At 64.4% G+C, this 24,756-nt stretch carries 23 protein-coding genes and 1 pseudogene; 16 read left to right on the forward strand and 8 right to left on the reverse strand.

The genetic code is table 11. From position 1 onward, the window contains the following. Positions 1 to 69: 69 nt before the first annotated feature. Positions 70 to 414 (forward strand): annotated as a pseudogene (locus E3O11_RS18430) (LLM class flavin-dependent oxidoreductase); the annotation flags it as partial. Positions 415 to 508: 94 nt separating this feature from the next. Here E3O11_RS18430 and E3O11_RS07730 read toward each other — a convergent pair. Further along, positions 509 to 1,225: a GntR family transcriptional regulator gene (locus E3O11_RS07730; RefSeq protein WP_092447931.1), complete on the reverse strand. Its 717-nt coding sequence runs from the start codon at positions 1,223 to 1,225 to the stop codon at positions 509 to 511. Positions 1,226 to 1,346: 121 nt separating this feature from the next. Next, entirely contained in the window at positions 1,347 to 3,125 is a 1,779-nt protein-coding gene (locus tag E3O11_RS07735; protein ID WP_307725676.1) for a gamma-glutamyltransferase family protein, read from the reverse strand. Positions 3,126 to 3,392: 267 nt separating this feature from the next. Here E3O11_RS07735 and E3O11_RS07740 point away from each other — a divergent pair, with 267 nt between their 5' ends. Beyond that, positions 3,393 to 4,169 carry a sulfite exporter TauE/SafE family protein gene (locus E3O11_RS07740; protein ID WP_092447933.1) on the forward strand — a complete coding sequence of 259 codons (777 nt, stop codon included), beginning with the start codon at positions 3,393 to 3,395 and terminating at the stop codon, positions 4,167 to 4,169. A gap of 35 nt (positions 4,170 to 4,204) precedes the next feature. Further along, the gene (locus tag E3O11_RS07745; RefSeq protein WP_092447934.1) at positions 4,205 to 5,098 is read left to right on the forward strand and encodes an amidohydrolase family protein; all 894 of its coding nucleotides are present in this window, start codon (positions 4,205 to 4,207) and stop codon (positions 5,096 to 5,098) included. A gap of 21 nt (positions 5,099 to 5,119) precedes the next feature. Here E3O11_RS07745 and E3O11_RS07750 read toward each other — a convergent pair whose 3' ends face one another. From E3O11_RS07750 to E3O11_RS18695, 3 genes are all read right to left on the reverse strand, one after another. Further along, positions 5,120 to 5,881 (reverse strand): SDR family NAD(P)-dependent oxidoreductase, encoded by a 762-nt coding sequence (locus E3O11_RS07750; RefSeq protein WP_092447935.1) that lies wholly within the window; start codon positions 5,879 to 5,881, stop codon positions 5,120 to 5,122. A gap of 55 nt (positions 5,882 to 5,936) precedes the next feature. After that, a complete protein-coding gene (locus E3O11_RS07755; protein WP_092447936.1) occupies positions 5,937 to 6,935 on the reverse strand; it encodes an acetamidase/formamidase family protein in 999 nt (332 codons plus the stop codon). 279 nt (positions 6,936 to 7,214) lie between these two features. Beyond that, positions 7,215 to 7,463, reverse strand: coding sequence for a nucleotidyltransferase family protein (locus E3O11_RS18695; RefSeq protein WP_092447937.1), 249 nt, complete (start codon positions 7,461 to 7,463; stop codon positions 7,215 to 7,217). A gap of 23 nt (positions 7,464 to 7,486) precedes the next feature. Between E3O11_RS18695 and E3O11_RS07765 the strand changes: the two genes are divergently transcribed. The 8 genes from E3O11_RS07765 to E3O11_RS07800 all read left to right on the forward strand — a co-directional run bounded on the left by E3O11_RS07765 (position 7,487) and on the right by E3O11_RS07800 (position 16,109). Then, entirely contained in the window at positions 7,487 to 8,107 is a 621-nt protein-coding gene (locus E3O11_RS07765) for a Fic family protein (RefSeq protein WP_198415573.1), read from the forward strand. Positions 8,108 to 8,671: 564 nt separating this feature from the next. Beyond that, positions 8,672 to 10,078, forward strand: coding sequence for a DUF6421 family protein (locus tag E3O11_RS07770; protein WP_092447938.1), 1,407 nt, complete (start codon positions 8,672 to 8,674; stop codon positions 10,076 to 10,078). Then, positions 10,078 to 10,743 carry an SDR family NAD(P)-dependent oxidoreductase gene (locus tag E3O11_RS07775; protein ID WP_170851516.1) on the forward strand — a complete coding sequence of 222 codons (666 nt, stop codon included), beginning with the start codon at positions 10,078 to 10,080 and terminating at the stop codon, positions 10,741 to 10,743. The genes E3O11_RS07770 and E3O11_RS07775 overlap by 1 nt, the downstream gene beginning before the upstream one ends. Before the next feature lie 126 nt (positions 10,744 to 10,869). Next, a complete protein-coding gene (locus tag E3O11_RS07780) occupies positions 10,870 to 11,754 on the forward strand; it encodes an ABC transporter ATP-binding protein (RefSeq protein WP_092447939.1) in 885 nt (294 codons plus the stop codon). Then, positions 11,751 to 12,863 carry an ABC transporter permease gene (locus E3O11_RS07785; protein ID WP_092447940.1) on the forward strand — a complete coding sequence of 371 codons (1,113 nt, stop codon included), beginning with the start codon at positions 11,751 to 11,753 and terminating at the stop codon, positions 12,861 to 12,863. The genes E3O11_RS07780 and E3O11_RS07785 overlap by 4 nt, the downstream gene beginning before the upstream one ends. Before the next feature lie 31 nt (positions 12,864 to 12,894). Further along, entirely contained in the window at positions 12,895 to 13,977 is a 1,083-nt protein-coding gene (locus E3O11_RS07790) for a threonine aldolase family protein (RefSeq protein WP_092447941.1), read from the forward strand. After that, positions 13,974 to 15,659 carry a long-chain-fatty-acid--CoA ligase gene (locus tag E3O11_RS07795; protein ID WP_092447942.1) on the forward strand — a complete coding sequence of 562 codons (1,686 nt, stop codon included), beginning with the start codon at positions 13,974 to 13,976 and terminating at the stop codon, positions 15,657 to 15,659. Before E3O11_RS07790 ends, E3O11_RS07795 begins: the two co-directional genes overlap by 4 nt. A gap of 96 nt (positions 15,660 to 15,755) precedes the next feature. Further along, the gene (locus E3O11_RS07800; RefSeq protein WP_092447943.1) at positions 15,756 to 16,109 is read left to right on the forward strand and encodes a nitroreductase family protein; all 354 of its coding nucleotides are present in this window, start codon (positions 15,756 to 15,758) and stop codon (positions 16,107 to 16,109) included. On the opposite strand, the gene E3O11_RS07805 is transcribed toward E3O11_RS07800, so the two are convergent. Genes E3O11_RS07805 through E3O11_RS07815 form a run of 3 tightly spaced genes read right to left on the reverse strand, consistent with a single transcriptional unit; the run spans position 16,106 to position 19,899 of the window. Beyond that, positions 16,106 to 16,576, reverse strand: a complete 471-nt coding sequence (locus E3O11_RS07805) for a hypothetical protein (protein ID WP_092447944.1) — start codon at positions 16,574 to 16,576, stop codon at positions 16,106 to 16,108. The genes E3O11_RS07800 and E3O11_RS07805 overlap by 4 nt on opposite strands. Before the next feature lie 32 nt (positions 16,577 to 16,608). Beyond that, a complete protein-coding gene (locus tag E3O11_RS07810) occupies positions 16,609 to 17,658 on the reverse strand; it encodes a zinc-dependent alcohol dehydrogenase family protein (protein ID WP_092447945.1) in 1,050 nt (349 codons plus the stop codon). A 60-nt stretch (positions 17,659 to 17,718) separates the two neighbouring features. Then, complete coding sequence (locus E3O11_RS07815) at positions 17,719 to 19,899, reverse strand: ATP-dependent Clp protease ATP-binding subunit (protein ID WP_092447946.1); 2,181 nt, start codon at positions 19,897 to 19,899, stop codon at positions 17,719 to 17,721. A 271-nt stretch (positions 19,900 to 20,170) separates the two neighbouring features. Between E3O11_RS07815 and hisC the strand changes: the two genes are divergently transcribed. The 5 genes from hisC (at position 20,171) to E3O11_RS07845 (ending at position 24,748) form a co-directional block, all read left to right on the forward strand. Continuing rightward, on the forward strand, positions 20,171 to 21,238 hold the full coding sequence (gene hisC / locus E3O11_RS07820) for a histidinol-phosphate transaminase (protein WP_092447947.1): 1,068 nt from the start codon (positions 20,171 to 20,173) through the stop codon (positions 21,236 to 21,238). 67 nt (positions 21,239 to 21,305) lie between these two features. Further along, positions 21,306 to 22,301 carry an ABC transporter substrate-binding protein gene (locus E3O11_RS07825; RefSeq protein WP_092447948.1) on the forward strand — a complete coding sequence of 332 codons (996 nt, stop codon included), beginning with the start codon at positions 21,306 to 21,308 and terminating at the stop codon, positions 22,299 to 22,301. A gap of 32 nt (positions 22,302 to 22,333) precedes the next feature. Continuing rightward, positions 22,334 to 23,245 carry an ABC transporter permease gene (locus tag E3O11_RS07830; RefSeq protein WP_092447949.1) on the forward strand — a complete coding sequence of 304 codons (912 nt, stop codon included), beginning with the start codon at positions 22,334 to 22,336 and terminating at the stop codon, positions 23,243 to 23,245. A 7-nt stretch (positions 23,246 to 23,252) separates the two neighbouring features. After that, positions 23,253 to 24,044, forward strand: coding sequence for an ABC transporter ATP-binding protein (locus E3O11_RS07835; RefSeq protein ID WP_092447950.1), 792 nt, complete (start codon positions 23,253 to 23,255; stop codon positions 24,042 to 24,044). A gap of 356 nt (positions 24,045 to 24,400) precedes the next feature. Then, positions 24,401 to 24,748: a type II toxin-antitoxin system PemK/MazF family toxin gene (locus E3O11_RS07845; protein WP_092447951.1), complete on the forward strand. Its 348-nt coding sequence runs from the start codon at positions 24,401 to 24,403 to the stop codon at positions 24,746 to 24,748. Positions 24,749 to 24,756 lie beyond the last annotated feature (8 nt).

The following is a 24,756-nucleotide window of genomic DNA, read 5'->3' on the forward strand; positions in this document are numbered from 1 at the left end:
TATTGTTGTCGTCCTGGCTCCAGAGTAACGTTTGACGCCCCGACCAGGCGGCAGTCTAGGCATGAAACCATGCGATTCGGACTGTTGGTACCCCAGGGCTGGCGACACGATCTGGTCGGAATCGAACCCGCCGAGCAGTGGGCAACCATGAGCGGCCTGGCCACCCACGCCGATGCCGGTGCCTGGGAATCCATTTGGGTCTAAGACCACTTTCATACCGTGCCGGTGCCAAGTACGCAGGCCATGCACGAGGCGTGGTCGCTGATCTCCGCGTTCGCTGCCACCACGACACGAGTGCACCTCGGCCAGATGTGCACCTGCATGAGCTACCGCAACCCCGGTTACCTGGCCAAAGTGGCCACGACCGCCGATATCATCTCGGGTGGACGCATCGAGCCGATCGTAGCCCTGGGCCATACCAATTCCATGCCGCTTTCGGCCATGCCGTCGCGGGCATCCTGGCTGGGAAAAATCGGCCTGCTGCGCGCTCTTGACAAGGTTGCGCCGACTAGTGGGGAAGGCCGGCGCCGTCTACCGTGTCTTGGTGATCACGGATCGTCGCGGCGGTCTGCATGACGTGAGCCATCATGCACACCGCTGCCCGGTCGCCGTCGTGGTCGCGCAGCGCCTCGTAAATCTGGCGGTGCTGATCCCACGAGCCGGCGGCCCGGGTCACGACGACCTGGTAGAAATACCAGCGAATTCGTCGTTGCAGCACCCCCAGCATTCGGGCAATCACCGAGTTGTCGGCGGCCTCCACGACAATATTATGAAACCGGTCGTTGAGCTCTAGCAGGTGCTTAGCGTCCTGGGCCGCGATCGCCGCATCACCATGCCCCAGCAGTTCCTGGAGCCGAGCTAAATCGACGTCTGAAATATTTCCGGCGGCCAACCGTGCGCAGTCGCTTTCCAACAGTGAGCGGGCGTGGAAAACCTCCTGCACTTCCTTGTCACTGGGAGCGTGCACGAAGGCACCCTTCTTGCCCGGCCGATGTTCGACGAAGCCGTCGTGCACGAGCCGTTGAATGGCCTCACGCACCGGGTTTCGGCTCACCCCCAGCTGCTTGGCGACTTCGTCTTCGCGCAGGTGGGAACCCGGTGCGATGACACCGTCGACAATGGATTCTTCCAACACCTCGTAAACCCGTTCGCCCAGGGTTTGCGCAGCTTTCAGTAGGCCGAGAGTGCGCAACTCATCCCCTTTCGACTCCAAGACGTCCCACACTTCAGCTATTCCTCTTCGACCATTCCTGCGTGGCGGACCGCCATCTGCCGCCGTCCGGCGCGCACAACATTTGTTGATTATGCCGCAGTTCTCGGGGCGCCTCGTTCAGTGCCCCGTGCGACTAGCGCCCGACGGCGTAGCCCTGGTTGCCCCGAGGGTTGGCCGCAGCCTTGAGCCAGCCGCCATCGCGCGCCACGGCGCTCACTCGCCCTTCGGACCACGGCTCACCGACCACGACGACGTGACCGCGATCCCGCAGCTCGTCAAGCACGGCCGAAGCAAACCGACTCTCCAGATAGACCTCGGCTGGATGCGCATCCCGCGGGAAGAAAGAGTTGGGCATGTGCGTGGAGTGAAAACCGGGGGCATCGATACCCTCCTGCAGATTCATATCGCCGTGCACGAGGTTCAGGAAGTAGTTCAACGACCATTGATCCTGCGCGTCGCCGCCCGGGGTTCCGAACGCGAGCCAGGGCCTGCCGTCGCGCAGGGCGAAGGACGGCGTCAGCGTGGTTCGTGGGCGAGCGCTCGGGCGCAGGGAGTTCGGCAGACCCTCCTGGAGCCAGAACATTTGAGCGCGGGTGCTGAGGCAGAAGCCCAAGGCGGGGATCGTTGGGGACGATTGCATCCAGCCGCCACTGGGCGTGGCCGAGATCATCATTCCGTTGGCATCGACCACGTCGACGTGGCAGGTATCCCCCAGGGTCTCCCCCGATTTGGAGATCGTCGGCTCGCCGGATCCGATCAAATTCTCATATCCGGCTGGAGATGCCGGGTAATGCGGCAGTCGTGCCTGGGCGCCGCCGGGGTTGCCGGGGCGGAGTTCCACGGAGGCCGTGTCGGTGATCAGCAGGCGACGCTGCGCGTTGTATTCCGGGCTGAGCAGAGCCGCCATGGGCACGTCGGTGAAATTCGGGTCGCCGTACCAGGCCTCGCGATCGGCAAAGGCGAGTTTGCAACTCTCCAGGATGGTGTGCACCCAGTCAGCTGAGCCGGGTCCCATCGCGGTCAGATCAAAGCCTTCGAGCAGCGCCAGTTGCTGCAGAAAGACGGGTCCCTGCCCCCAGGGGCCCGTCTTGCAGACGGTGTAGTTGTGATACTCGTAGGTGAGCGGCTGTTCCACCGTGGGCTCCCACCGGGCCAGGTCCTCGGCTGTCAACAGCCCCCGATGACGCTCCCCCGAGGTATCCATCACCTCGTTGTCTGCGCAGAATTCACCGATGGCTTCGGCGACAAAACCTCGGTACCAGCAGTCCCTGGCCGCGCGGATTTGCGCTTCTCGCGACCCGCCGGCAGCTTCGGACTCCGCGACTATCCGGCGCAGGGTCGCGGCCAGCACAGGATTTCGGAAACAGCTTCCGGTTGCGGGCACCTGTCCGCCCGGCAGCCAGGTCGCAGCTGAGCTGGGCCACTCGGTCGTGAACAGTTCCTGCATCGTTTCGATGGCAACGGATACCCGTTTGAGCAGCGGATGCCCCTCCTCGGCATAGTGGATGGCCGGTTCCAGCACCTGGCGCAGCGTCATGGTGCCGTGCAGTTCCAAGAGGAGCGTCCACGCCCCAAAGGCACCCGGCACGACCGCGGGCAGCAGGCCCGTCCCTGGCATCACGTCCAGGCCCAACCCGGTCACGGCCTCGATCGTTGCCGCAGCCGGCGACACGCCCTGACCGCAAATGGTGGATACCTGCTGGTCGATTTCCGACCAGACCAAAATCGGAACCTCGCCACCGGGTCCGTTGAGGTGAGGCTCAATAATTTGCAGCACGAAGCCGGTGGCTACCGCGGCATCGGCGGCATTGCCGCCGCGCTCGAGGATGCTCATTCCGGTGGCCGAGGCGATCCAGTGGGTGGAGGCCACCATACCGACGTTTCCGACGAGTTCAGGACGGGTGGTAAACAAAATTCGTGTCTCCTTGGCTGATGCGCGGTGCGCCATTTTCTGCGGTGACGAGGTGGCAGGCGCTCTGGTGTTCGGGGCTTGTTCCGCCGAGCAGACGCGGCACCTCGGTTCGGCAGTGATCAATCGCAACCGGGCAACGGGCGTGGAACGGGCATCCACTTATTGCTTCGGTTGGACTCGGCAGGTGAAAGGAGTGAAATAGTTCGTCCGTTGTCTGGATACTGTATACGGTATAGAAACAGATCGTCTATGAATAGGACAATAACCATGGAAATTGAGATAGGGCTACTCAATGGCACGATTATCTTCGTGGCGGGGATCGTGGCCGGAATCATCAACGTGGTGGCCGGCGCGGGAACGCTGATCACCTTTCCGACCCTGCTCGCCCTCGGCATCCCGCCGATCACCGCCAATGTGTCGAACACCGTTGGTCTGGTACCAGCCTCCGTCACCGGCGCCTACGGCTACCGTCGAGAACTCCAGGGGCAGTGGCGCGCCGTGGGGCTCATGGCCATCTTCTCCGCCATCGGCGGGATCGTCGGCGGCGTCCTGCTGCTGGTTCTGCCGGCATCCGCATTTTCCATGGTCGTTCCGTACCTGCTGATCCTTGCAGGTGTGCTCTCCGCAATTCAGCCGCGCATCGCGCGATTCGTGCGGCGCAAATCTGCAGCAACCCATGCCGACACCCGCCCGGTGACGATTGGTCTCAGCCTCGGCGTGCTGGCGACGGGCGTGTACGGCGGCTATTTCGGTGCAGCCCAGGGCGTTGTACTTCTCGCCCTCCTCGGGATTCTCTGGTCGACCGACATGCACCGCGCCAACGGGGCCAAGAACGTTTTGGCCGGTGTCGCCAACGTCGTGTCGTCGGTGATCTTTATCTCCAGCGGCACGGTCGACTGGATGATTGTCCTCCTGATCGGCGTGGGCTCAGCCCTCGGCGGCTGGCTCGGTGCCAGAATCGGGCGGCGCCTGCCCGCTCCAGTGCTGCGCACGATTCTCGTGATCGTCGCGCTGACGGCCGCGGCCGTGTTGCTGGTCACGTAGTTACTCCGGTCAGGCAATCTGACACACTGGATGCAATGAGTCTCAGTGACAACGCGGTACCAACCTGGTGGCGGGGGCTCGGCCTGCCCGGGCTGGTCGACCTGCACACCCATTTTCTTCCCGAGCGGATGCTGCGGCGCGTCTGGGCTCACTTCGACGAGATCGAGCCGCTCATCGGTCACCCGTGGCCGATTCACTATCGCGACGACCAGGAGTCGCGACTCGCGACGATTCGCCGACTCGGCGTGCGGCGCTTCACCGCGCTGTCCTATGCGCATCGCCCCGGAATGGCGGCGTCCCTGACCGATTTCTCACTGGACCTCGCGGACGAGCATGCCGACTGCGTTCCGAGTGCCACGTTTTACCCGGAGGATGGCGTGCTCGATCAGGTTCAGTCCGCCCTCGACCGCGGCGCTCGAGTATTCAAAATTCATGTGCAGATCGGGGCTTTTGACCTGCGCGAACCGATCCTCGACCCGGTCTGGGGGCTACTGGCCGACGCAGCGATTCCGGTCGTGATCCATGTCGGCAGCGGGCCGGTTCCTCGACCGGGCATCACCGGGCCGCACACGCTTGCAGGAGTGCTGGTGCGGCATCCGCTGTTGACGGTCGTCGTTGCACACATGGGCGCCCCGGAATACGGCGAGTTTCTCGACCTGGCCGAGCGGTATCCCTGGGTGCACCTCGATACGACGATGGTGTTCACCGACTTTTTCGAGCAGCTCGCGCCCTTCGACCCCGCCCTGCTGTCCCGGCTGGCGGACCTGCCCGACCGTGTGGTGCTCGGCAGCGATTTTCCCAACATTCCGTACCCGTATGCGCACCAGTTGGAGGTGCTCGAACGCCTGCGCGCCCGAGAGCCGCGACTCGACGACGACTGGCTACGCGCGGTCTGCTGGTACAACGGCCTGCGCCTGATCGGCGAGTAGTTCGGTAACGAACTCAGGACGTCAAAATTGGATTCCGCGGGTGAGCGCGCCATCGATCAGCAGGTTCGCGCCCGTTGTTCGGCTCGACACCGGGCTGGATAGAAACACGACGCTCGCTGCAATCTCCTGCGGCGTGCCCATGCGACCGGTCGGGTTGAGCCCTACCGCCTCGGTGAAGAAGTCGGTATCACTGGTCTCGAGGCTCTCCCAGACTCCACCCGCATGGTACGTATTGCCCGGTGAAACCGTATTTGCACGGATTCCTTTCGCTGCAAGCTGGTAGGCGACACCGGCAATGTAACCGATGATGGCCGTCTTCACCGTGCCATACGGGCCGCTCGCGAAGTCCACCTCGCGGCCGGATACGCTCGACAACGCCACTATCGACGGCGCGGTGCTCTGCTCCAGAAATGGGATCGATGCCTTCACGAGGTTGACCGTTCCCATTAGATCGACCTCGATTGAGTCCGTCCAGTTGGCCGCCGTATCTGGAATGGCCAGGGCGCTCACGTTACTCACCACCATGTCGATGCCGCCGAAGCGCTTGGCGGAGTCGGCAACCCATCGCCCCAGAGCCTCGCTGTCGCGTACGTCGAGCACCGTGCCGACGACAGTGGCTGGGCCATTGGCGAATTCGGATTCGGTAGCGGCGACTTCCGCTGCACTGCGGGCACAGAAGGCGACGTTGGCGCCCTCGGCAACGAAGGCATCGACGATCGCGCGCCCGATGCCCTTCGTGCCGCCGGTGACGAGTGCGGTTTTTTGGGCGATGCGCAGATCCAAGGTGGGTCCTTTCGGTGATGCGGGTTCGGAGCGAGTGAGAAAGTCTCGGAACAGGTCAGCGGATGGCGGCCCGCTCGCGCAGGTCGCGGTGCATCCCGTCGAAAGCGTGAACGGTGGGGAATAGCGATTTGCGCACCTTCACGACGACGCTGTAATTGGGGTCGACCACGTTGGCAATGGGTGCCTCGGCGGTCTGGCTAAGCAGTTGGTAGGCATCCATTTCGTGCAGATCGAAGAGCTCGCTGAGCCAGCGGATCATCTCGAGCTGAGCGATCCGCCAGGAATCTTCCATGGGTCGGGACGAGCCGACGATCATCCAGTAGTCGTCGGTTTCCAGGCGCGGCCATAGCGGAGCGCGGCCCTTGATCAGGTCGACCAGAATGACGGAGTTCATTGCACCCTCGACGGCGGTGCCGCAGCTCTCACCCTCGCCCTGCCGGTAGTGACCGTCGCCGATAGAGAATAGAGCGCCCTCAACGTTTACACCTAGAAAGACGGTGGTGCCGGGCTTGATCTCGGGGGTATCCATGTTGCCGCCAAAACGCTCGGGCACGAGGGAGGAGCGCACCTCGCCCCCTGATGGGGCTACTCCCACCGTGCCGAGCATGGGTGCGAGTGGCAGTGCTACCTCAAAATCGCTAAAGCGGGATTGGAAGCCGACGGTGCCAGCCAGCGTATCAACCTCGTAGATCCAAGTAGCTTCAGGCAGCGCCTGTTGCAGCATGGCGGTGCGATCGGTGCTCGTCATGCCGCCAAAGAAGGGGATGGCAGCCGAGGCTCCCCAGCTGCGCGCCGGGGTGAGATCAATGATGTGAATGGCCAGAGTGTCGTCCGGTTCGGCCCCTTCCACGTAGAAGGGGCCGGTCTGCGGGTTGAGGTAGCGAAAGTCGAGCACGTGGCTGGCGACGTCGCTGACGCGCGTCAGTGCGTGGTTGAACGCGTCCTCCGACCAGAGGTTGAGCAGGGTCCCTGGCCGCACCCGGTGGCTGGGCGCCGCGCCGCCGAAGGTGTACACGAACTGGCTGCGATCCGGGCGAAAGTCGAGGGAGTCCATAATGCAGCATATCGCGGCGATATATGCCCACGTCGTCACCATATGCCGATACCTGCATGGCTTGCGTTGGCGGCGGTCAACCTACTTCAATCCGCGGCGGGGAGTAGAAAATCGCTCAGACCGGATGCCCCGCCCACGACGTAATACCCGTCGCCAGCGTCGGTCCCACCCATGAGCACGCCCCGCGCGGCGCGGTAGGCGGCGCACCGCTCGAGGGTGGTCGGTTGAGTACGTCAATATGATCGAGTGCGTCCCGCACGAGCTCGACATCGGACCGGCTCACAGCGGCACGGCCTCTTTCACTACTCGTTCAGAGAGGTGTTCGCGAAGGCCACTGGCCACGACGTCAACTTTGGTTCCGAGCTGGTCGCCCAGCTCGCGTTCCAATCGAGCCAGCGCGAGCAGTCCCGTTCTTGGCGCAATGTCGGCCTTCAGGTCGATATCGGACTCCGAGGTATCGATGCCGCGGGCAGCACTCCCGAAGACGCGGAGGTTCGTAGCCCCGTGAGCGGCGGCCAGAGCGATTATCTTGCTGCGATGCTGCCATCGCTTTGGCCGACGGCTTAAACCTCGACGCCGTTCTCACCATGCACCGTGCTCTGTTGGAGAAGTCGAATCCCCTGATTGTCGGACGCTGGCGGAACGAGCAAGTGTGGATCGGCGGTGATTCAATTTCTCCGCACAACGCCTCGTTCATTCCCCCGCACCAGGACCGAGTCCCCGAATTCATGGATGACGTAATGAAGTTCGTACGTCGCAGCGATCTCCCTGTGATCGCGCAGGTCGCGATAGCGCATGCTCAGTTCGAAACCATCCATCCCTTCCCCGACGGCAACGGTCGCACCGGGCGCGCCCTAGTGCAGGGGATGCTGCGCGCAGGCGGCGTCACCAAAAACGTGACCGTCCCAGTCTCCGCCGGTCTCCTCGGCGACACCAAGGGCTACTTCAATGCACTTAATGCTTATCGCAATGGGGATGTGCGTCCGATTATCGAGACGATGGCGGAAGCCGCGTTCGCTGCCGTCACAAACGGTCGCAGGCTGGAGAAGGAAATCACGTCGATCACCGCCGGATGGGACGCAACGGTACAAGCGCGCTCGTCGATGCCGGCATCCTGTCTCAGCCGACAGCAGGCCGACGCAATCGCCACTGGCAGGCGACAGAACTACTGAACGCGCTGGACGATTTCGGTGCCCGCGCACGTCGTCAACGCTTGGGAAACTGAGGGCCCTCAGATTTCGCATTACGTGTCGCGCGCGGAACTCACGACTCCCCTCTGGCTTGCTCCGCGCGATAGGACGGGACCTCGAAGGGGTTCTGGGGAAGGGGTGACTCCGGTGAGCTACACAGTAGAAGTCACACGCGAGGGAGGCCGAAACTCGGGCGGTGGTCACCGACACGTCCGAACGCGCCGTCGAACTGGCCGACGCAGGTTATTCGGTTCGCGATATCGGACACCTCCTCGGCATCACAAAGGGCCGCGATTCCCGAATCGTCCCCGGCAGGCGTATCAGAGCCTGAGTATGCACGCTCCACTCCGGTGCACGGTCACGTCGGTATGAAGTGCGCGCACGCGAGCGGAACGTCGATTCTCGGCGTCCAAACCCAGCACGAGCGACGATTTGTTGCGAAAAATAGCAAGAAAACGCCGCTCCGTGACCGATATTCTGAAAGAGCAGCCTTTTCGGTGCGCACGCCCGTCGCGACCGCGGCACTCACGAGAACGGGAGGTTCCCATGTCGATATCTGTTGAAAAAACACACGTAGCTAACGCTCTGGTCGGAGAGCCCGAGGTTCTCGAAGACGGCGTCAATCTCGCGCAGCATCCGTCCTGGCTCGACCTCAAGGCCGCGGCGACCTCGCTGCAGGGCCTGCAGTCGCAGGACGGCTCGATTGCCGACGCCTCGCGGCATGCGGATGCTGACGTCTCCGTTTCGCGCATCACCGCCGCGGTCACCGACCTCGCGCCGCGCTTCACACACGATGCCGCCTATCTTGAAGCCCTGATCGTGGACTTTGACCGTTGGGCCTCCGACGGATTCGGCGTGCCCGACTTCTACGATTCCCTGATGGCTTTTCAGCCGCAGCAGCACCGCATCAACGGGCTGCGCCACCTCGTGGTATTCCCGATGTACACGCAGAACGGCAGCGCCAACCGGCTCGTCGAGGCCGTGCTGATCGAGGTCATCTGGCCGGAATTCATCGGCGAACTTGAGGCCGGCTATACGAACAAACTGTTCGTGCCAATTCGTTTTCTCGATTTCACGCCTGGCTACGACACCAACTCGGCCGTACTCTTTCCCGAGACGGTCGCGATGCGCGAGATTCCGACGTTTACCTGGGGGGCGATTTTCGCCGACCGTGAAGCCGCCCGTTTTCGCCGGGTCGTGCGCGCGGCCGCCGAGATCACGCGGCTCGAGCTGCCGTCCGAGGCTACCGCGCTGCTCGACGACCAGCACCTCACCGAAGAGACCTTCGTGATGTGGGATCTCATCCACGACCGCACGCACATGCGCGGCGACCTGCCGTTCGACCCGTTCATGATCAAGCAGCGCATGCCGTTCTTCCTGTATTCACTCGAAGAACTGCGCTGCGACCTGACCGCCTTTCGCGAGTCGGTCACGATCGAGCGCAGCGAGCTGGCCAGCCCGGAGGCGCGTCGGCACGCGAAACTGGTGCAGTACGCGGTCATCTTCGACCGCATCTTTCGGTTCGCCATCACCGGCAACCGGGTGCGCAACTATGACGGCCTCGGCGGCCAGCTATTGTTCGCCTGGATGCACCAGCACGGTGTTCTGCACTGGACCGACACCCGCCTCACCTTCGATTGGGACGCCGTTCCCGAGGTGGTCATCGCACTCGGAGCGCAGGTCGACGAGCTGTACTGGGCGTCGATCGACCGACCGAAGAAGGCGCACTGGCTCGCGGCCTACGAGATGATCTCGAAGACCCTCACTCCGAATCCGGCGTCGACCTGGGCCCGCGGCCTGCCGCTCGAGGTGCTCGCCGGCGCCCCGAAGGGCTACACCGACCAGGTTCTCGACGACGAATTTCCGCTGTCGATGTTCTTCGAAGCGCTGGAAAAGAAGATGCGCACGGTCATCGACTCGACGGCCGGTATCACCGCCAGCGCGGTCGACTGATGGGTGCCAGTCTGGCCGTCGCTGGCCGAACCGTGCTCATCGCCGGGGCGACCAGCACGGCCGGCCTGGCCGTCGCCTCGTCACTAGCGGATGCCGGCGCGCGCGTCGTCGCCGTCGGCTCCAATCTCGCCCGCCTCCAGTCCGTGCTCGCGGTCGCGCCCGAGGCCGCGCTCTACGAGTGCGACCTCACTGACTTTGCCGCCGTGACTGCCCTAGCCGGCGCGATCGGCCCGATCGACGGGCTCATTCACCTCGTGGGCGGCTGGCGCGGCGGCGGCGGTTTGGCCGGTCAGACCGACGAGGATTGGGAATTTCTGCACTCGCACGTGGTCACCACGCTGCGCAACACCACCCGGGCGTTCAACGCCGACCTGCTGGCCGCGTCGGCCGGGCGGCTCGCCATTGTGTCGAGCGTGTCGGTAGACCGACCGACCGCTGGCGGCGCAAATTATGCGGCCGCGAAGTCCGCGGCCGAAACCTGGGTGCGCGCGGTCGGAGCGGGGTTTGCGAAAGCGGGTGACACCGCCGCGGCTGCGATCTTCGTCGTGCGCTCGCTCGACGGGCTCGAAACAGATCTGGCTACCCGGGTGACGGGTTTGTGGGAGGAGGCGGCGGCATCCGTCAATAACAGTCGGGTCCTGCTCAAGGCCGACACCGAAACCTAATGCTGTGAAACACAAGCCGCGCTGCCGAAACCGGCGCACGCGCCGGCCGGTGGATGTGTCGGCCGGTGGATGTGTCGCGCCGGCCGCCCGCGCTACCGTGAAGTCACGCACAACGAAGGGGCGGGCATGCTCGACATTCGGGGAGTCACCAAGAGCTACGGAACCCGGCAGGTGCTCAGCGACGTGAGTTTCACCGTCGGGGACGGCCGCATGACCGGCTTCGTCGGCGCGAACGGGGCCGGCAAGACCACGACGATGCGCATCATTCTCGGTGTGTTGTCGCCCGACTCGGGCACCGTGCTCATCGACGGGGTTCCGGTTACCGCGAGTGATCGCCGCCGGTTCGGCTACATGCCCGAGGAGCGTGGCCTCTACCCGAAAATGAAGGTCGCCGAGCAACTCGTCTACCTGGCCCGCCTGCACGGGCTGTCACCGGCATCCGCTCGCCGCAACACGACCAATCTGCTGGAGCAGCTCGGCCTCGGCGAACGGGCCGGCGATACCGTCGAGTCACTGTCGCTCGGCAACCAGCAGCGCGCCCAGATCGCCGCCGCGCTCGTGCACGACCCCGAGTTTCTCGTGCTCGACGAGCCGTTTTCCGGCCTTGACCCACTCGCCGTCGAGGTGGTCATGAGCGTTCTCGCGGGTTACGCGGCGCAGGGCGCGCCCGTGCTGTTCTCGTCGCACCAGCTTGACATCGTCGAACGGCTCTGCAACGACCTCGTCATCATCGCCGAGGGTGAAATTCGCGCCAATGGCTCCGGCGAGGCCTTGCGCGACCAACACGGTCGCCCCCGGTATGAGATTCGTACCGCGGGCAACATCAGCTGGATCCGTTCGCAGCCCGGCATCACCGTCGTCGACTTCGACGGCGATTACGCCGAATTCGACGCAGAAACGGATGCCGCCAGCCAGGCCGTCCTGCAGCACGCGATCACGCTCGGCGCGGTTCACACCTTCAGCCAGCAGAGACCCAGTCTCGCCACCATCTTCAAGGAGGTCATCGCATGAGCAACGCCACCCGCCCGCTGCACACCGCGCCCACCTTCGCCCAGGGTGTCTGGCTGGTTTCCAACCGCGAGATCGCGGCGCGGTTGCGCAGCAAATCGTTTCTGATCGCGACCGGCATTTTGCTGTTCATCTCGATGGGCTCCGTCATCGTCGGCAGCATTATGAGCCAGAACACCAGCCTGACCAAGGTCGCCGTGGTCGGCACCGCGATCAGCGTCGTCGAGCAGACGCAAGCCTTCGACATCGTGGAAGCATCCAGTGCCGAAGACGCCGAGGCGCTCGTGCGCGATGGCACGGTCGATGCGGCCGTTGTGCCGTCGACGAATCCCGCTTCCTTGCTTGGCATCACCGTGATCGCGCTCGATTCGGCGCCGGGCGAGGTTCTCGGCGCGCTCAGCGTGAACCCCGAACTTGCGATTCTCGAACCGGCCGAGCAGGACGGTTTTCTTGCGTACCTCGTGGCGATCGGCTTTGGAATCATCTTTCTCATGTCCGCGACAACCTTTGGCGCCACGATCGCGCAGAGCGTCGTCGAAGAGAAGCAGACCCGCATCGTGGAGATTCTCCTGTCAACGATTTCGGTGCGGGCCCTGCTCGCCGGAAAGGTGCTCGGCAACAGCCTGATGGCGTTCGCGCAGATCGTCTCGATCGGCTTGTTGGTCTCGATCGGTCTGGCGGTGACCGGGCAGCGGGTGCTGCTGGCCGACGTCGGCCCGGCGATCGTGTGGTTCGCCGTGTTCTTCGCCTTCGGCTTCGTGCTGCTCGCCGCCCTCTACGCGGCCACGGCATCAATGGTGTCCCGGCAGGAAGACGTGGGATCAGCGACCTCGCCGGTGTTGTTCCTCGTCATGATCCCGTATTTCATGGTGGTTTTCTTCAACGACAACCCACTCGTGCTGGCAATCATGTCGTACGTGCCGTTCTCAGCGCCGGTCGGGATGCCGGTGCGCATCTTCCTGGGCCAGGCCGAATGGTGGGAGCCGGTGCTCTCGCTCGTCGTGCTCGCCCTGTCGACGATGGTGGTGATTCTGATCGGGTCGCGCATCTACTCGAACGCGCTGCTGCGTATGGGCTCCCGCGTCTCCCTGCGCGAGGCTCTGCACAAGTAGCGGCATCCACTTCGTGCAGACGGCCAGACGAATGCGGGAGGATGGAGGGGTGACCCAACTCCATGATCTTTCGTCCCGCGGTTTCGCCTCCGACAATTACTCCGGCATTCATCCGGAGATTCTGGAGGCGATGACCCGGGCCAATGGCGCCCACCAGGTCGCCTACGGTGAAGACGTCTACACGGCCCGGCTACAGGAGGTCTTCGTCGAACAGTTCGGCGCTGGCGTTGAAGCGTTCCCCGTTTTCAATGGCACCGGCGCCAACGTCACCGGGCTGCAGTCAATGCTGCCACGCTGGGGCGCCGTGATCTGCTCGGCCACCGCGCACATTCACACTGACGAGGGCGGCGCCCCCGAACATGTCGGCGGCTTCAAGCTGCTGCCGGTCGTGACCCCCGACGGCAAGCTGACCCCGGAGCTGATCGACCAGGAGGCCTGGGGCTGGGGCGATGAGCACCGCGCCCAGCCGCTCGTCGTCGCGATCACCCAGACCACCGAGCTCGGCACCGCGTACACCGTCGACGAGGTGCGCGCCATCGCCGATCACGCCCACTCCAAGGGCATGACGCTGCACATGGACGGCGCCCGCATCTCCAACGCCGCCGCCAGCCTGGGTGTGCCGCTGCGCGCGTTCACCCGCGACGCCGGCGTCGACGTGCTCAGCTTCGGCGGCACCAAGAACGGCATGATGCTCGGTGAGTGCATCGTGGTATTGAACCCATCGGCATCCACTGGTCTGAAATTTCTGCGCAAGTCGAACATGCAGCTCTCCAGCAAGATGCGGTTCGTCTCGGCGCAGCTCATCGCGCTGCTCGACGGCGACCTGTGGCTGCGCAACGCCAGCCATGCCAATGCCATGGCGGCTCGGCTGCGCGGCGCGCTCGAGACCGAACTCGCCCAGGGAACCATCACCGGCCTCAACTTCAGTCAGGCCACCCAGGCCAACGCCATCTTCGCCACCCTGCCCGACGGTGTCGCCGACCGGCTGCGCGAATCCTTTCGCTTCTACGACTGGGATGCGTCCAAGAACGAGGTGCGCTGGATGTGCGGCTTCGACACGACCGAAGACGACATCGACCAGTTCATCGCCGCCATCACCCGAGAACTGTCATGACCTTCAAGGATCAGCCCTGGCTCGCCTCTTACGCGCCCGGCGTGCCCGGCACCATCGACGAGACCACCGAAACCCTCACCGAGATGATCGAGGCCTCGGTCGAGACCTTCGCGTCGAACATTGCCTTGGATTTCTTCGGCGCCACGACCACCTTTGAGCAGCTCGGTGAGCAGATCTCCCGAGCCGCCAACGGCCTGCGCAAGCTCGGCGTGAGCCCGGGTGACCGAGTGGCCCTCGTGCTGCCTAACTGCCCTCAACACGTCGTGGCGTTCTACGCGGTGCTGCGCCTCGGCGCCATCGTGGTTGAGCACAATCCGCTCTACACCGACCGCGAGCTGCGCCACCAGTTTGAAGACCACGGCGCCAAGGTCGCGATCGTCTGGGACAAGGCCTACGACGCCGTCCGTGCTTTTCCCAGAGATATGGGCATAACGGATGTCGTCACCATCGATCTCACGCGCGCCATGCCGTTCTCGAAACGGCTGGCCCTCAAGCTGCCGATCAGGAAGGCCCGGGACGCTCGCGCCTCCCTCACCGCCGGGCCTGGAAAGGGCGCGATCAGCTGGGACTCCCTCGTCGGAACCCGCAAGTTGCATGCCTCGCATCAGCGCCCACTGCTCGGGGACACCGCCGTTTTGCAGTACACGAGCGGCACGACCGGCACCCCCAAGGGCGCCATTCTGAGTCACTACAACCTGCGCGCCAACGCCGCCCAGGGCTCCGCCTGGGTGGCGGGCCTGCGGCCCGGCGAGGAAACCGTGTACGGCGTGCTGCCCATGTTCCACGCCTACGGCCTCACGCTGTGCCTCACCTTTGCGATGAGCATCGGTGCCCGCCTCGTGCTGTTTCCCAAATTCGACGAGAAGCTCGTGCTCGACGCCACCAAGCACGCACCGCCCACCTTCCTGCCGGCAGTGCCGCCGATCTACGACCGCCTGGTCACGGCCGCTGCGAAGAAGAACGTGAGTCTCGCCGGCATCCGTTTTGCTATTTCTGGTGCCATGAACCTGCCGGTGTCGATCGTGGAGCGCTGGGAGAGCGCGACCGGCGGGCTGTTGGTCGAGGGCTACGGCATGACCGAGGCGTCCCCGATCGTGGCCGGCAACCCGATCGGCCCGAGCCGCCGCCCCGGAACGGTCGGCGTGCCGTTTCCGAGCACCGACATTCGCGTGGTCGACCCGGAGGACCCGACGGTTGAGCGCGGCTTCGAGGAGGAGGGCGAGCTGCTCGTGCGCGGTCCGCAGGTGTTCTCGGGCTATTGGGACCGCCCGAGCGAGACCGCCCAGGTGCTGCTGCCCGGCGGCTGGCTGCGCACCGGCGATATCGTGCGGGTCTCCGCCGACGGCTTCATCACCGTCGTCGACCGGATGAAGGAACTCATCATTACCGGCGGATTCAACGTGTCGCCGTCTGAGGTCGAAGAAGCTCTGCTCTCGCACCCCGACATCGTTGATGCTGCCGCGGTGGGTCTGCCGAGCGCGAACGGCGGCGAAGACGTCGTGGCCGTGGTCGTATTGGCTACCGGCGCCGAACTCGACGTGGCCGCGGTGCGCGAGTACTGCCGCACCCGGCTCTCGGCATACAAGGTGCCGCGCCGCATCGTCGAGGTCGACGACCTGCCGCGCAGCCTCCTCGGAAAGGTGCTGCGCCGCGAGGTGCGGGGCCGGCTGCAGGGCAAGTAGACCGGTCGGGCTCCGTCGGAGAGCAACATGCAGCCGGCTCGGTTCATTGTTGCCCGCCGCGGCTAGGCGAGCTTTGCGAAGATCAACGATGCTCTCATGGGCTTCAACAAGGCGTGGGCCGACACGGCATCCGTTCTGATCGCCAGCGTGGCGAAGCTGTCGATCGATGAGACCCGCGAGAACCCGTGGGCACGCTACGACCTCGGTCAGGCCGTTGCCCACCTGTCGATCCAGGCCCAGCACGACGGACTGCACACCCACCAGATGGGCGGATTCGATGGTGCAGCCATCGCCGCAGCGTTCAACCTCACCGAGGATCAGACCGTCGTCACCGTCACGGCGCTGGGAGTGCTGGGCAATGCCGACGATCTCACCGCCGAGCTGCGCGAACGCGAAGTTGCCCCGCGCAGCTGCAAGCCGCTCACCGAGCTGCTGCTCGTCAACGACTAGCTCGCAGCGCGTGGCCCACGGAGTAACAGCGTCGGAATCAACGAACCGACAATGATCAGGGCCGTGAGCCACGCGAGGTGTACGTCGAGCGGGAACGGCCAATACATGGTCACCCCCACGCCGGCAAGGGTGACAATGAGTGCACCCAGGGCCGGCCCCCACACTCTGCGCCACGCCACTACCAGGGCCGCGGCGGGAAGCCAGTAGGCGACTTGGCTGCCCGCACCCATGTCCCGAACCATGTCGGCCGGTGCCAGCAGAAACGACACGGCGTCGACCCAGGGCCCGAAGAACATCGCGGCGCAGTGAAAAACCAGGGCAAGCCCGCTGACGAACGCCACCACAGCCCCCAGCCATCCCACGCGCACCGAACGTTCTCGCAGCAGCGGGTGACCCACCACGAGCCGCAGAATCGCGGAGGCGATGGCGAAGGCCAGTAGCCCTCCCCAGAGGAACGGTTGGTTCACAATTGTCCCTCCAGAGCGGGCCAGACGGTGGGTCAGGGGCGGAGCAGCACCTTAATAGCGCGGCGCTCGTCCATCGCGGCGTAGGCCTCGGCCACCTCGGCCAGCGGCAGCTGCAGGTCGAAGACCCGGCCCGGGTTGATCTGGCCGGAGAGAACCTCGGGCAGCAACTCCTCGACATAGCTGCGAACGGATGCGACACCACCGTTCACGCCCACGTTTGTTCCAAACAGGGTGCGGATCGGCAGTTCGGCGCCGCCGTTGGGCACGCCGACGTAGCCGACCATTCCGCCGGGGCGAGCCGATCGGATGGCCTGGTCCATGGATTCCTGGGTTCCGACGCACTCGAGCACGTAGTCAGCGCCGACGCCATCGAACAGGGCCTGCACGGCGGCAACGCCCTCATCGCCGCGCGCCTCGATGATGTCGGTCGCACCGAATTCGCGGGCGACGGCCTGGCGGTCGGCGTGGCGGGACATGGCCACGATGCGGCTCGCGCCGAGGCGCTTGCTCGCGAGAATGGCGCAGAGTCCAACAGCTCCGTCACCGACGACGACCACGGTGCTGCCCGGTTCCACGCCGGCCGAGACGGCCGCGTGGTGTCCGGTGCCCATGACGTCGGCGAGGGTGAGCAGGCTCGGAACGAGGTCATCGCTCGGAACTGTCGGCGTGGCAACGAGCGAACCGTCGGCGTGGGGAACACGCACGCGCTCGCCCTGGGCTCCGTCGGCGAATCCGCCGAGCTGGTCGTCCGCGCCCCACCAGCCGCCGTTGAGGCAGGAGGTGCTCACACCGTTCTGACAGTTGATGCAGGTGCCGTCGCAGTCGTAGAAAGGCGCAATGACGAAGTCACCGACCTTGATGGTCGAGACGTCGGGACCGATGGCTTCGACGATGCCGACGAATTCATGGCCGATCCGGTGCGGTTCCTTGGTGGGGGCGATACCCCGGTACGGCCACAGGTCTGACCCGCAGACGCAGGCCGCAGTCACGCGAACAATGGCGTCGCCACCGGTCGAGAGTACGGGTTCGGGAACTTCTTCGAGGCGAACATCCCGTTCGCCATAAATCACAGTTGCGAGCATGAATTAAGCGTAACCCGTGACTCTGGACATCTCCCTTTTACACGCGAGAGCGGGAATCGGCTAGAGCAGGTCCTCCTCGAGGGGAACGTCCAACAGCGCGGGGGCGGATTCGACGGTGAGCGAGTCCCCGTCGGCTTCCAGACTCACGAGCACCGTGTCGCCGTCGCGAATCTCCCCGGAAAGCAGCGCCCGCGCCAGGCGGTCGTCGATCTCGCGCTGCATGAGGCGTCGCAACGGACGCGCACCGTAGATCGGGTCATAGCCGCGTTCGGCCAGCCAGCGGCGGGCATCCGGTGTCACGGCGAGCTCGAGGCGACGTTCGGCCAGGCGCTTCTGCAGCCGGTCGACGTCGAGTTCGACGATTTCGCCAAGCTCCTCGGTGGTGAGCGAGGAGAACACCACGATGTCGTCGAGCCGGTTGACGAACTCGGGCTTGAAGGCCTGCCGCACGAGCGACTGCACGGCTTGTTCCTTCTGCTCCACCGACAGGGTCGGATCGACCAGAAACTGCGAACCAAGGTTCGAGGTGAGCACGAGGATGGTATTGCGAAAGTCCACCGTGCGGCCCTGGCCATCGGTGAGGCGGCCGTCGTCGAGCACCTGCAGCAGCACGTCGAATACCTCGGGGTGCGCCTTCTCGACCTCGTCGAACAAAATCACCGAATACGGGCGACGCCGCACGGCCTCGGTCAGCTGCCCACCCTGCTCGTAGCCGACGTAGCCCGGAGGCGCTCCGACCAGGCGCGACACCGAGAACTTCTCGCCGTACTCGCTCATGTCGATGCGCACCATTGCTTTTTCATCATCGAATAGAAACTCGGCGAGCGCCTTGGCGAGCTCGGTCTTGCCGACGCCGGTCGGGCCGAGAAAGAGGAAGGATCCGGTCGGCCGGTCGGGGTCGGAGATCCCGGCGCGTGAACGCCGCACGGCGTCGGCGACCGAGCGAACTGCCCGCTTCTGCCCGATCAGGCGGTGGCCGAGCTCATTTTCGAGGTTCAACAGTTTTTCGGTTTCGCCCTGCAGCAGCCGGCCGACCGGAATGCCGGTCCAGGCGGCGACGACAGCGGCGATGTCCTCGCTCGTGACCTGGTCGTTGACCATGCGGGGTCCGACTGATTCTTCTTTTTCGGCGTCGGCGAGCGCGCGTTCCATCACCGGAATATCCCCATAGAGCAGCCGGGAGGCCTTTTCGAGGTCGCCTTCCCGCTGAGCCCGGTCCGATTCGATGCGCGCGGTGTCCAGCCGCTCGCGCAGTTCGCCGACCCGGTTGAGCGAGGCCCGCTCGGCGTCCCAGCGGGCCTGTAGTTCCCCCAGGTTCGCTTGGCGCTCCGTGAGGTCGCTGCGCAGTTTTACCAAACGTGCTTTCGACGCGTCGTCTTTCTCCTTCTTCAAGGCGAGTTCTTCGAGTTTGAGCCGGTCGACGCTGCGCCGCAGCTCGTCGATCTCCACCGGAGAGGAGTCGATCTCCATGCGCAGCCGGCTCGCGGCCTCATCGATCAAGTCGATGGCTTTGTCGGGCAGCTGGCGGGCGGTGATATACCGATTCGAGAGGGATGCCGCGGCCACGAGGGCAGAATCGGCGATTGTCACCTTGTGGTGGGCTTCGTAGCGTTCCTTGAGCCCGCGCAGAATAGCGACGGTGTCTTCGACCGAGGGTTCGCCGACGAGCACCGGCTGAAAACGGCGCTCGAGCGCGGCATCCTTTTCAATGAATTCGCGGTACTCGTTGAGGGTCGTGGCGCCGATCAGGCGCAGTTCGCCGCGGGCGAGCATGGGCTTGAGCATGTTGCTGGCCGCGACGGAGCCCTCGCCGCCGCCCGCGCCCATGAGCGTGTGCAGTTCGTCGACGAAGGTGATGATCGCTCCGTCGGCGTCATTGATCTCCTTGAGCACGGCCTTGAGCCGTTCCTCGAACTCGCCGCGATACTTGGCGCCAGCCACGAGGGCGGCCAGGTCGAGCGAGACCAGCTGTTTGTCCTTGAGCGAGTCGGCAACGTCACCGGCCACGATGCGCTGGGCCAGTCCCTCGACCACGGCGGTCTTACCGACGCCGGGTTCGCCGATCAAGACCGGGTTGTTCTTGGTGCGCCGGGTGAGCACCTGGCTGATCCGGCGAATCTCGGCGTCGCGCCCGATCACCGGGTCGAGCTTGCCGCTGCGGGCGATGTCGGTGAGGTTCACCCCGTAGAGCTCGAGGGCCGTCTTGGCGTCTTGCTGCGGTGGTCGCTGACCGGCTTGCATGAGCTGTCTCCTCTAAAGTTGAGCCTTGCTGGCTCAAGTTTAGTCCCCCCAGGCTAACCGCCGAAATAGGTCGCCGAAAATTACAAAACTGAACAACTTGTTCGGCCAAGCCCGCTGAACACCAGTCAGATAGTGCAGTTTGTGACGTGCTGATTGGTCGAATTGTCAAACTTCTGCTGCATCACTACGCTCTGAACCAGACCCGTCATTGCCGACGCTTTACTCGACGCGCATGTCTGGCACACCCGTCCCGAGTTGAGGTTGAAAAGTTATGGTGCAGCAACGCGAAGCCATCAGCAGACTGCCCGCGTACAAGCAGGGCGCCGCAGCGGGCGATTCCGGAGCGTTCAAGCTCTCCTCGAACGAGAACCCGTTTGCGCCGCTCGCCTCGGTGACCGAGGCAATCGCATCCGCTCTCGGGGAGATTCATCTGTACCCGAGCATGGCCGTCGCCGAAGTCACCGACCGTATTGCGGCCCGGTTCGGAGTCTCGAGCGACAACGTGGCCTTCGGTGCCGGGTCGGTCGAGGTGCTATCCCAGATCATCCACGCGAGCGCCGGGGCCGGTGACGAGGTCATCTTCGCCTGGCGGTCATTCGAGGCTTACCCGATTCTGGTGCAGGTCGCCGGTGCGACGCCGGTGCCGGTCGCGCTCACGAGCGATGAGTGCCACGATCTGAACGCTATGGCCGATGCCATCACCGCGCAGACGCGACTGATTTTGGTCTGCAACCCCAACAACCCGACCGGCGCCTTCGTCACCAGCGAGGAACTGCACGCGTTCCTGGCCCGGGTCCCCGAGAACGTGCTGGTCGTCGTCGACGAGGCCTACGTGCACTTCAACCGTGACGCCTCCTCCGCTGTTGGCATTGATTTCTTTCGCCGTTACCCCAACGTGGCCGTGCTGCACACCTTCTCCAAGGCGTACGGCCTGGCCGGCCTGCGCATCGGCTACGCGATCGCACCGACCGCTATCGCGGCCAACCTGCGCCGGGTGGCCCTGCCGTTCGGCGTAACCGCGCTCGCCCAGCGCGCGGCCCTCGCCTCTTTCGACGCGGAGGCCGAGCTGACCGTGCGCATCGACCAGATCGTGGCCGAACGCACCCGGGTGCTCGGGTCATTGCAGGCGAGCGGATGGCGCGTAACCGACTCGCAGGGAAACTTCGTCTGGCTCCGCACCGGCGACGACACCGACCGGGTGAACGCCGTGTTCATCACCGAAGGCATTCTGGCCCGGGCTTTCCCCGGCGAGGGACTGCGCGTGACGATCGGCACGGCCGAGCAAAACGACCGGTTCCTGGTCGCCGCGGCAGCCGCCCTCGCGCCCGCAACCGTCTAACCCCTAACCGTCCGGCCGCAGATTCCTGCGTGCCGTATCAGCATAAATTCAAAGGAGAATTTCCAGCATGAAACACACCAGATCTTTATCCGGTCTCGCCCTGGTCGCCGCGGGCGCCCTCGCACTCAGCGGATGCGCGGCGAGCGAGCCGGAAGCATCCGCTTCAGACGACATGATCACGATCGGCATCAGCCAGATCGTGCAGCACCAGGCGCTCGACGACGCCCGCGAGGGCTTCAAGCAGGCCTTCGTGGACGCCGGCTACGTCGAGGGCACCGACATTGAGTTCGACGAGCAGAACGCGCAGGGTGAGCAGGCCACCGCGAGCACCATCGCTGCTAAGTTTGCCGCCGACAAGGTCGACCTCGTGCTGGCGATCGCCACGCCCACCGCGCAGGCCGCCGCGCAGACGATCATCGACATTCCCGTGCTGTTCACCGCCGTGACCGAGCCCAAAGAAGCCGGACTGGTCGAGAGCTGGGAGAAGCCGGGCAGCAACATCAGTGGTACTAGTGACCTGAACCCGGTCAAGGAACAGCTCGAACTGATCCAGGAGATTCTGCCAGACGCCCAGACGGTCGGCATCATCTACAGCTCGGGCGAGGTCAACTCCGACGTGCAGGTTGAGCTCGCCAAGGAGGCTGCTAAGGACCTGGGCCTGACCATCAAGGAAGCCACCGTCACCAACTCAAGCGAGGTCGCCCAGGCCACCGTATCGCTCGGCGATGTCGACGCCATCTATATTCCCACCGACAACCGTGTCACCGAGGGCCTCGAAGCCGTCATCCAGTACTCCGAGTCGAACCAGATTCCGTTGTTCGGTGCCGAAAACGGCCAGGTCGAGCGTGGCGCCATCGCGACCTACGGCATCAGCTACACCGACCTCGGCTACCAGACCGGCCAGATGGCCATCCGCATCCTCGAAGACGGGGAGAACCCGGGCGATATGCCCGTTGAAACCCTCGACACGATCGAGTTCATCCTCAACCCGGCCGCTGCCGAGCGCATGGGAGTGACCCTCACCGAAGAACTCATCGCCAAGGCCGACCGAATCATCGAATAACAACCGCTCCTCATATCCGAAGGAATAACCAGATGAATGCGGCTCTCGAACTCGGCCTGCTCTACGGAATCATGGCGTTGGGTGTCTACCTGACGTTTCGAATCCTCAACTTTCCCGACCTCACCGTCGACGGAAGTTTCACGACCGGGGCCGCGGTAGCCGCGTCGCTCATTATCAATGGTGTGCCCGCTCCCCTCGCCACCCTCGCCGGGGCGGCGTCGGGAGCGGTGGCCGGTCTGGTCACCGGTGTGCTCTATACCAAGGGGCGTATCGACGGCCTCCTCGCCGGCATCCTGACCATGATCGCGCTGTGGTCGATCAACCTGCGCATCATGGGCAAATCCAATCTGCCCTTGTTGCGCGAAGACACCATGATGACGCCGCTGCGTGACGCCGGTCTGCTCGGCGGAGCCTGGAGCATCCTGATCTTCGCCGTTGCGGCCCTCATCATCAAGTTCGCCATCGACTGGTTTCTCAGTACCGACCTCGGCCTGTCGATTCAGGCGACCGGCAACAACGAGCAGATGATCCGCAGCCTCGGCGTCAATACGCACCGCACGACGATTCTCACCCTCGCGATCTCCAACGGGCTTGTCGCGCTCTGCGGCGCGCTCATCGCGCAGTACCAGGGCTTCGCCGACGTCAGCATGGGCATCGGCCTCATTCTGGTCGGACTCGCCTCCGTCATCGTCGGCCAGGCCGTTTTCGGGCGTCGCACCATTTTTCTCGCCTCGCTCGCCGTCATCGGCGGCGCCGTCATCTATCGCTTGGTGATCTTCTTTGCCCTGGGCGCCGGCCTCAACCCGAACGATATGAAGCTCATCTCGGCGCTGCTCGTCGTCGCAGCGCTGCTGTTGCCGCGCTGGGGCTTCCTGAAACACATCCCCTCGCTGCGCCAGATGCGTTCCGCCGCCGGCAGTGCCAACTACAGCAAAGCCACTTAGGAGTCTCATGCTGCTCATTCAGAACATCACCAAGACCTTCTTTCCCGGCACAATCAACGAACGCGTCGCCCTCAACGACGTATCACTGCAGCTGAAAACCGGTGATTTCGTCACCGTCATTGGCAGCAACGGCGCCGGCAAATCCACCCTGCTCAACATGATCAGCGGCAAGCTGCCGATTGATTCCGGCGACCTGTCGATCGATGGCAGTTCTGTCAAGCGGATGCCCGACTACGCACGCGCCGCGTACGTCGGCCGGGTGTTCCAGGATCCCATGGCCGGCACAGCGCCCGACCTGAGCATCGAACAAAACCTTGCGCTCGCGCTGCGCCGCGGTCAGCGTCGCGGGCTCGCCTGGGGCGTCACCCACAAGCGTCGGGCGTTCTTTCGCGAGGAGTTGCTCTCGCTTGAGCTCGGCCTCGAAAATCGGCTCAAGGCCCGGGTAGGACTGCTTTCAGGCGGCCAGCGGCAGGCGCTGTCACTGCTCATGGCGAGCTTCACTCAGCCACGCATCCTGCTGCTCGATGAGCACACCGCCGCCCTCGACCCGCAGCGGGCTGAGCTGGTCACGACGCTCACCCAGAGCATCGTCGAGAAGCACCATCTGACCACGCTCATGGTCACGCACAATATGGAACAGGCGCTGCGCCTCGGCAACCGACTCATCATGATGCACGAGGGCCAGATCATTCTCGACGTCGACGCCGAGCGCAAGGCCACCATGACGGTGCCCGACCTGCTCGCTGAGTTCGCGAAGATCAAGGGCGCGTCCCTCGACGACCGGGCGCTGCTCGGGTAGTCGGCGGCGGCAAGGAACGCGGGTTCGGCCCTGCGGAATTGCGCAGTCCGGGCGGCGCTTCTAGGGTCAGGGACTCAATCGCGGCTGGCTCGGCGGCGTCTGAGCCGGACAGGCGGTCTATAACGACCTTGGTGAAGAAGAGCAGGCCGTGGTCCGGTTGGACCTCCAGCGCATCTTCACTGGCACACCATTTTGAGCGGATGCAGTCCACCAGATTGAGCACCACGCGTCACACACGAAGACGGTATGACGGGTTATGACTTGCGTCATGAAGACTGCGATCTCGGTTCCCGATGGCGATTTCGAGCGCTTCGAGCGCATCGCGGGCAAGCACGGCATGAACCGTTCGGAGTTCTATCGACTCGGCGCGCGGGGATGTCGTCTGGGTCGATTTCGGGTCGTCCCGCGGCTCCGAACCGGCGAAAGTTCGCCCTGCGGTCGTTGTTCAGGAGGACTGGCTGTTGGCCACGAACATCGCCACGGTACAGGTCGTCCCGTTGACGTCGAACACGGGACTGGAAGCATTCCCGGGGAACGTCCTGATACCCGCCGAGGCCTCCGGACTTGAGAAGGACTCCGTCGCCATTGTCTCTCAGGTCGGTCCGATCAGCCGGGAATTCCTCGACCCCTATCCCGCCGGGCATGTACCTGCGTACCTGCTCGCCGAGATCGGCGCGGGCATTCGCCTCGCACTCGGTTTATAGAGCCAGAA

This window comes from Cryobacterium levicorallinum (assembly GCF_004402405.1).
Lineage (GTDB): Bacteria > Actinomycetota > Actinomycetes > Actinomycetales > Microbacteriaceae > Cryobacterium > Cryobacterium levicorallinum.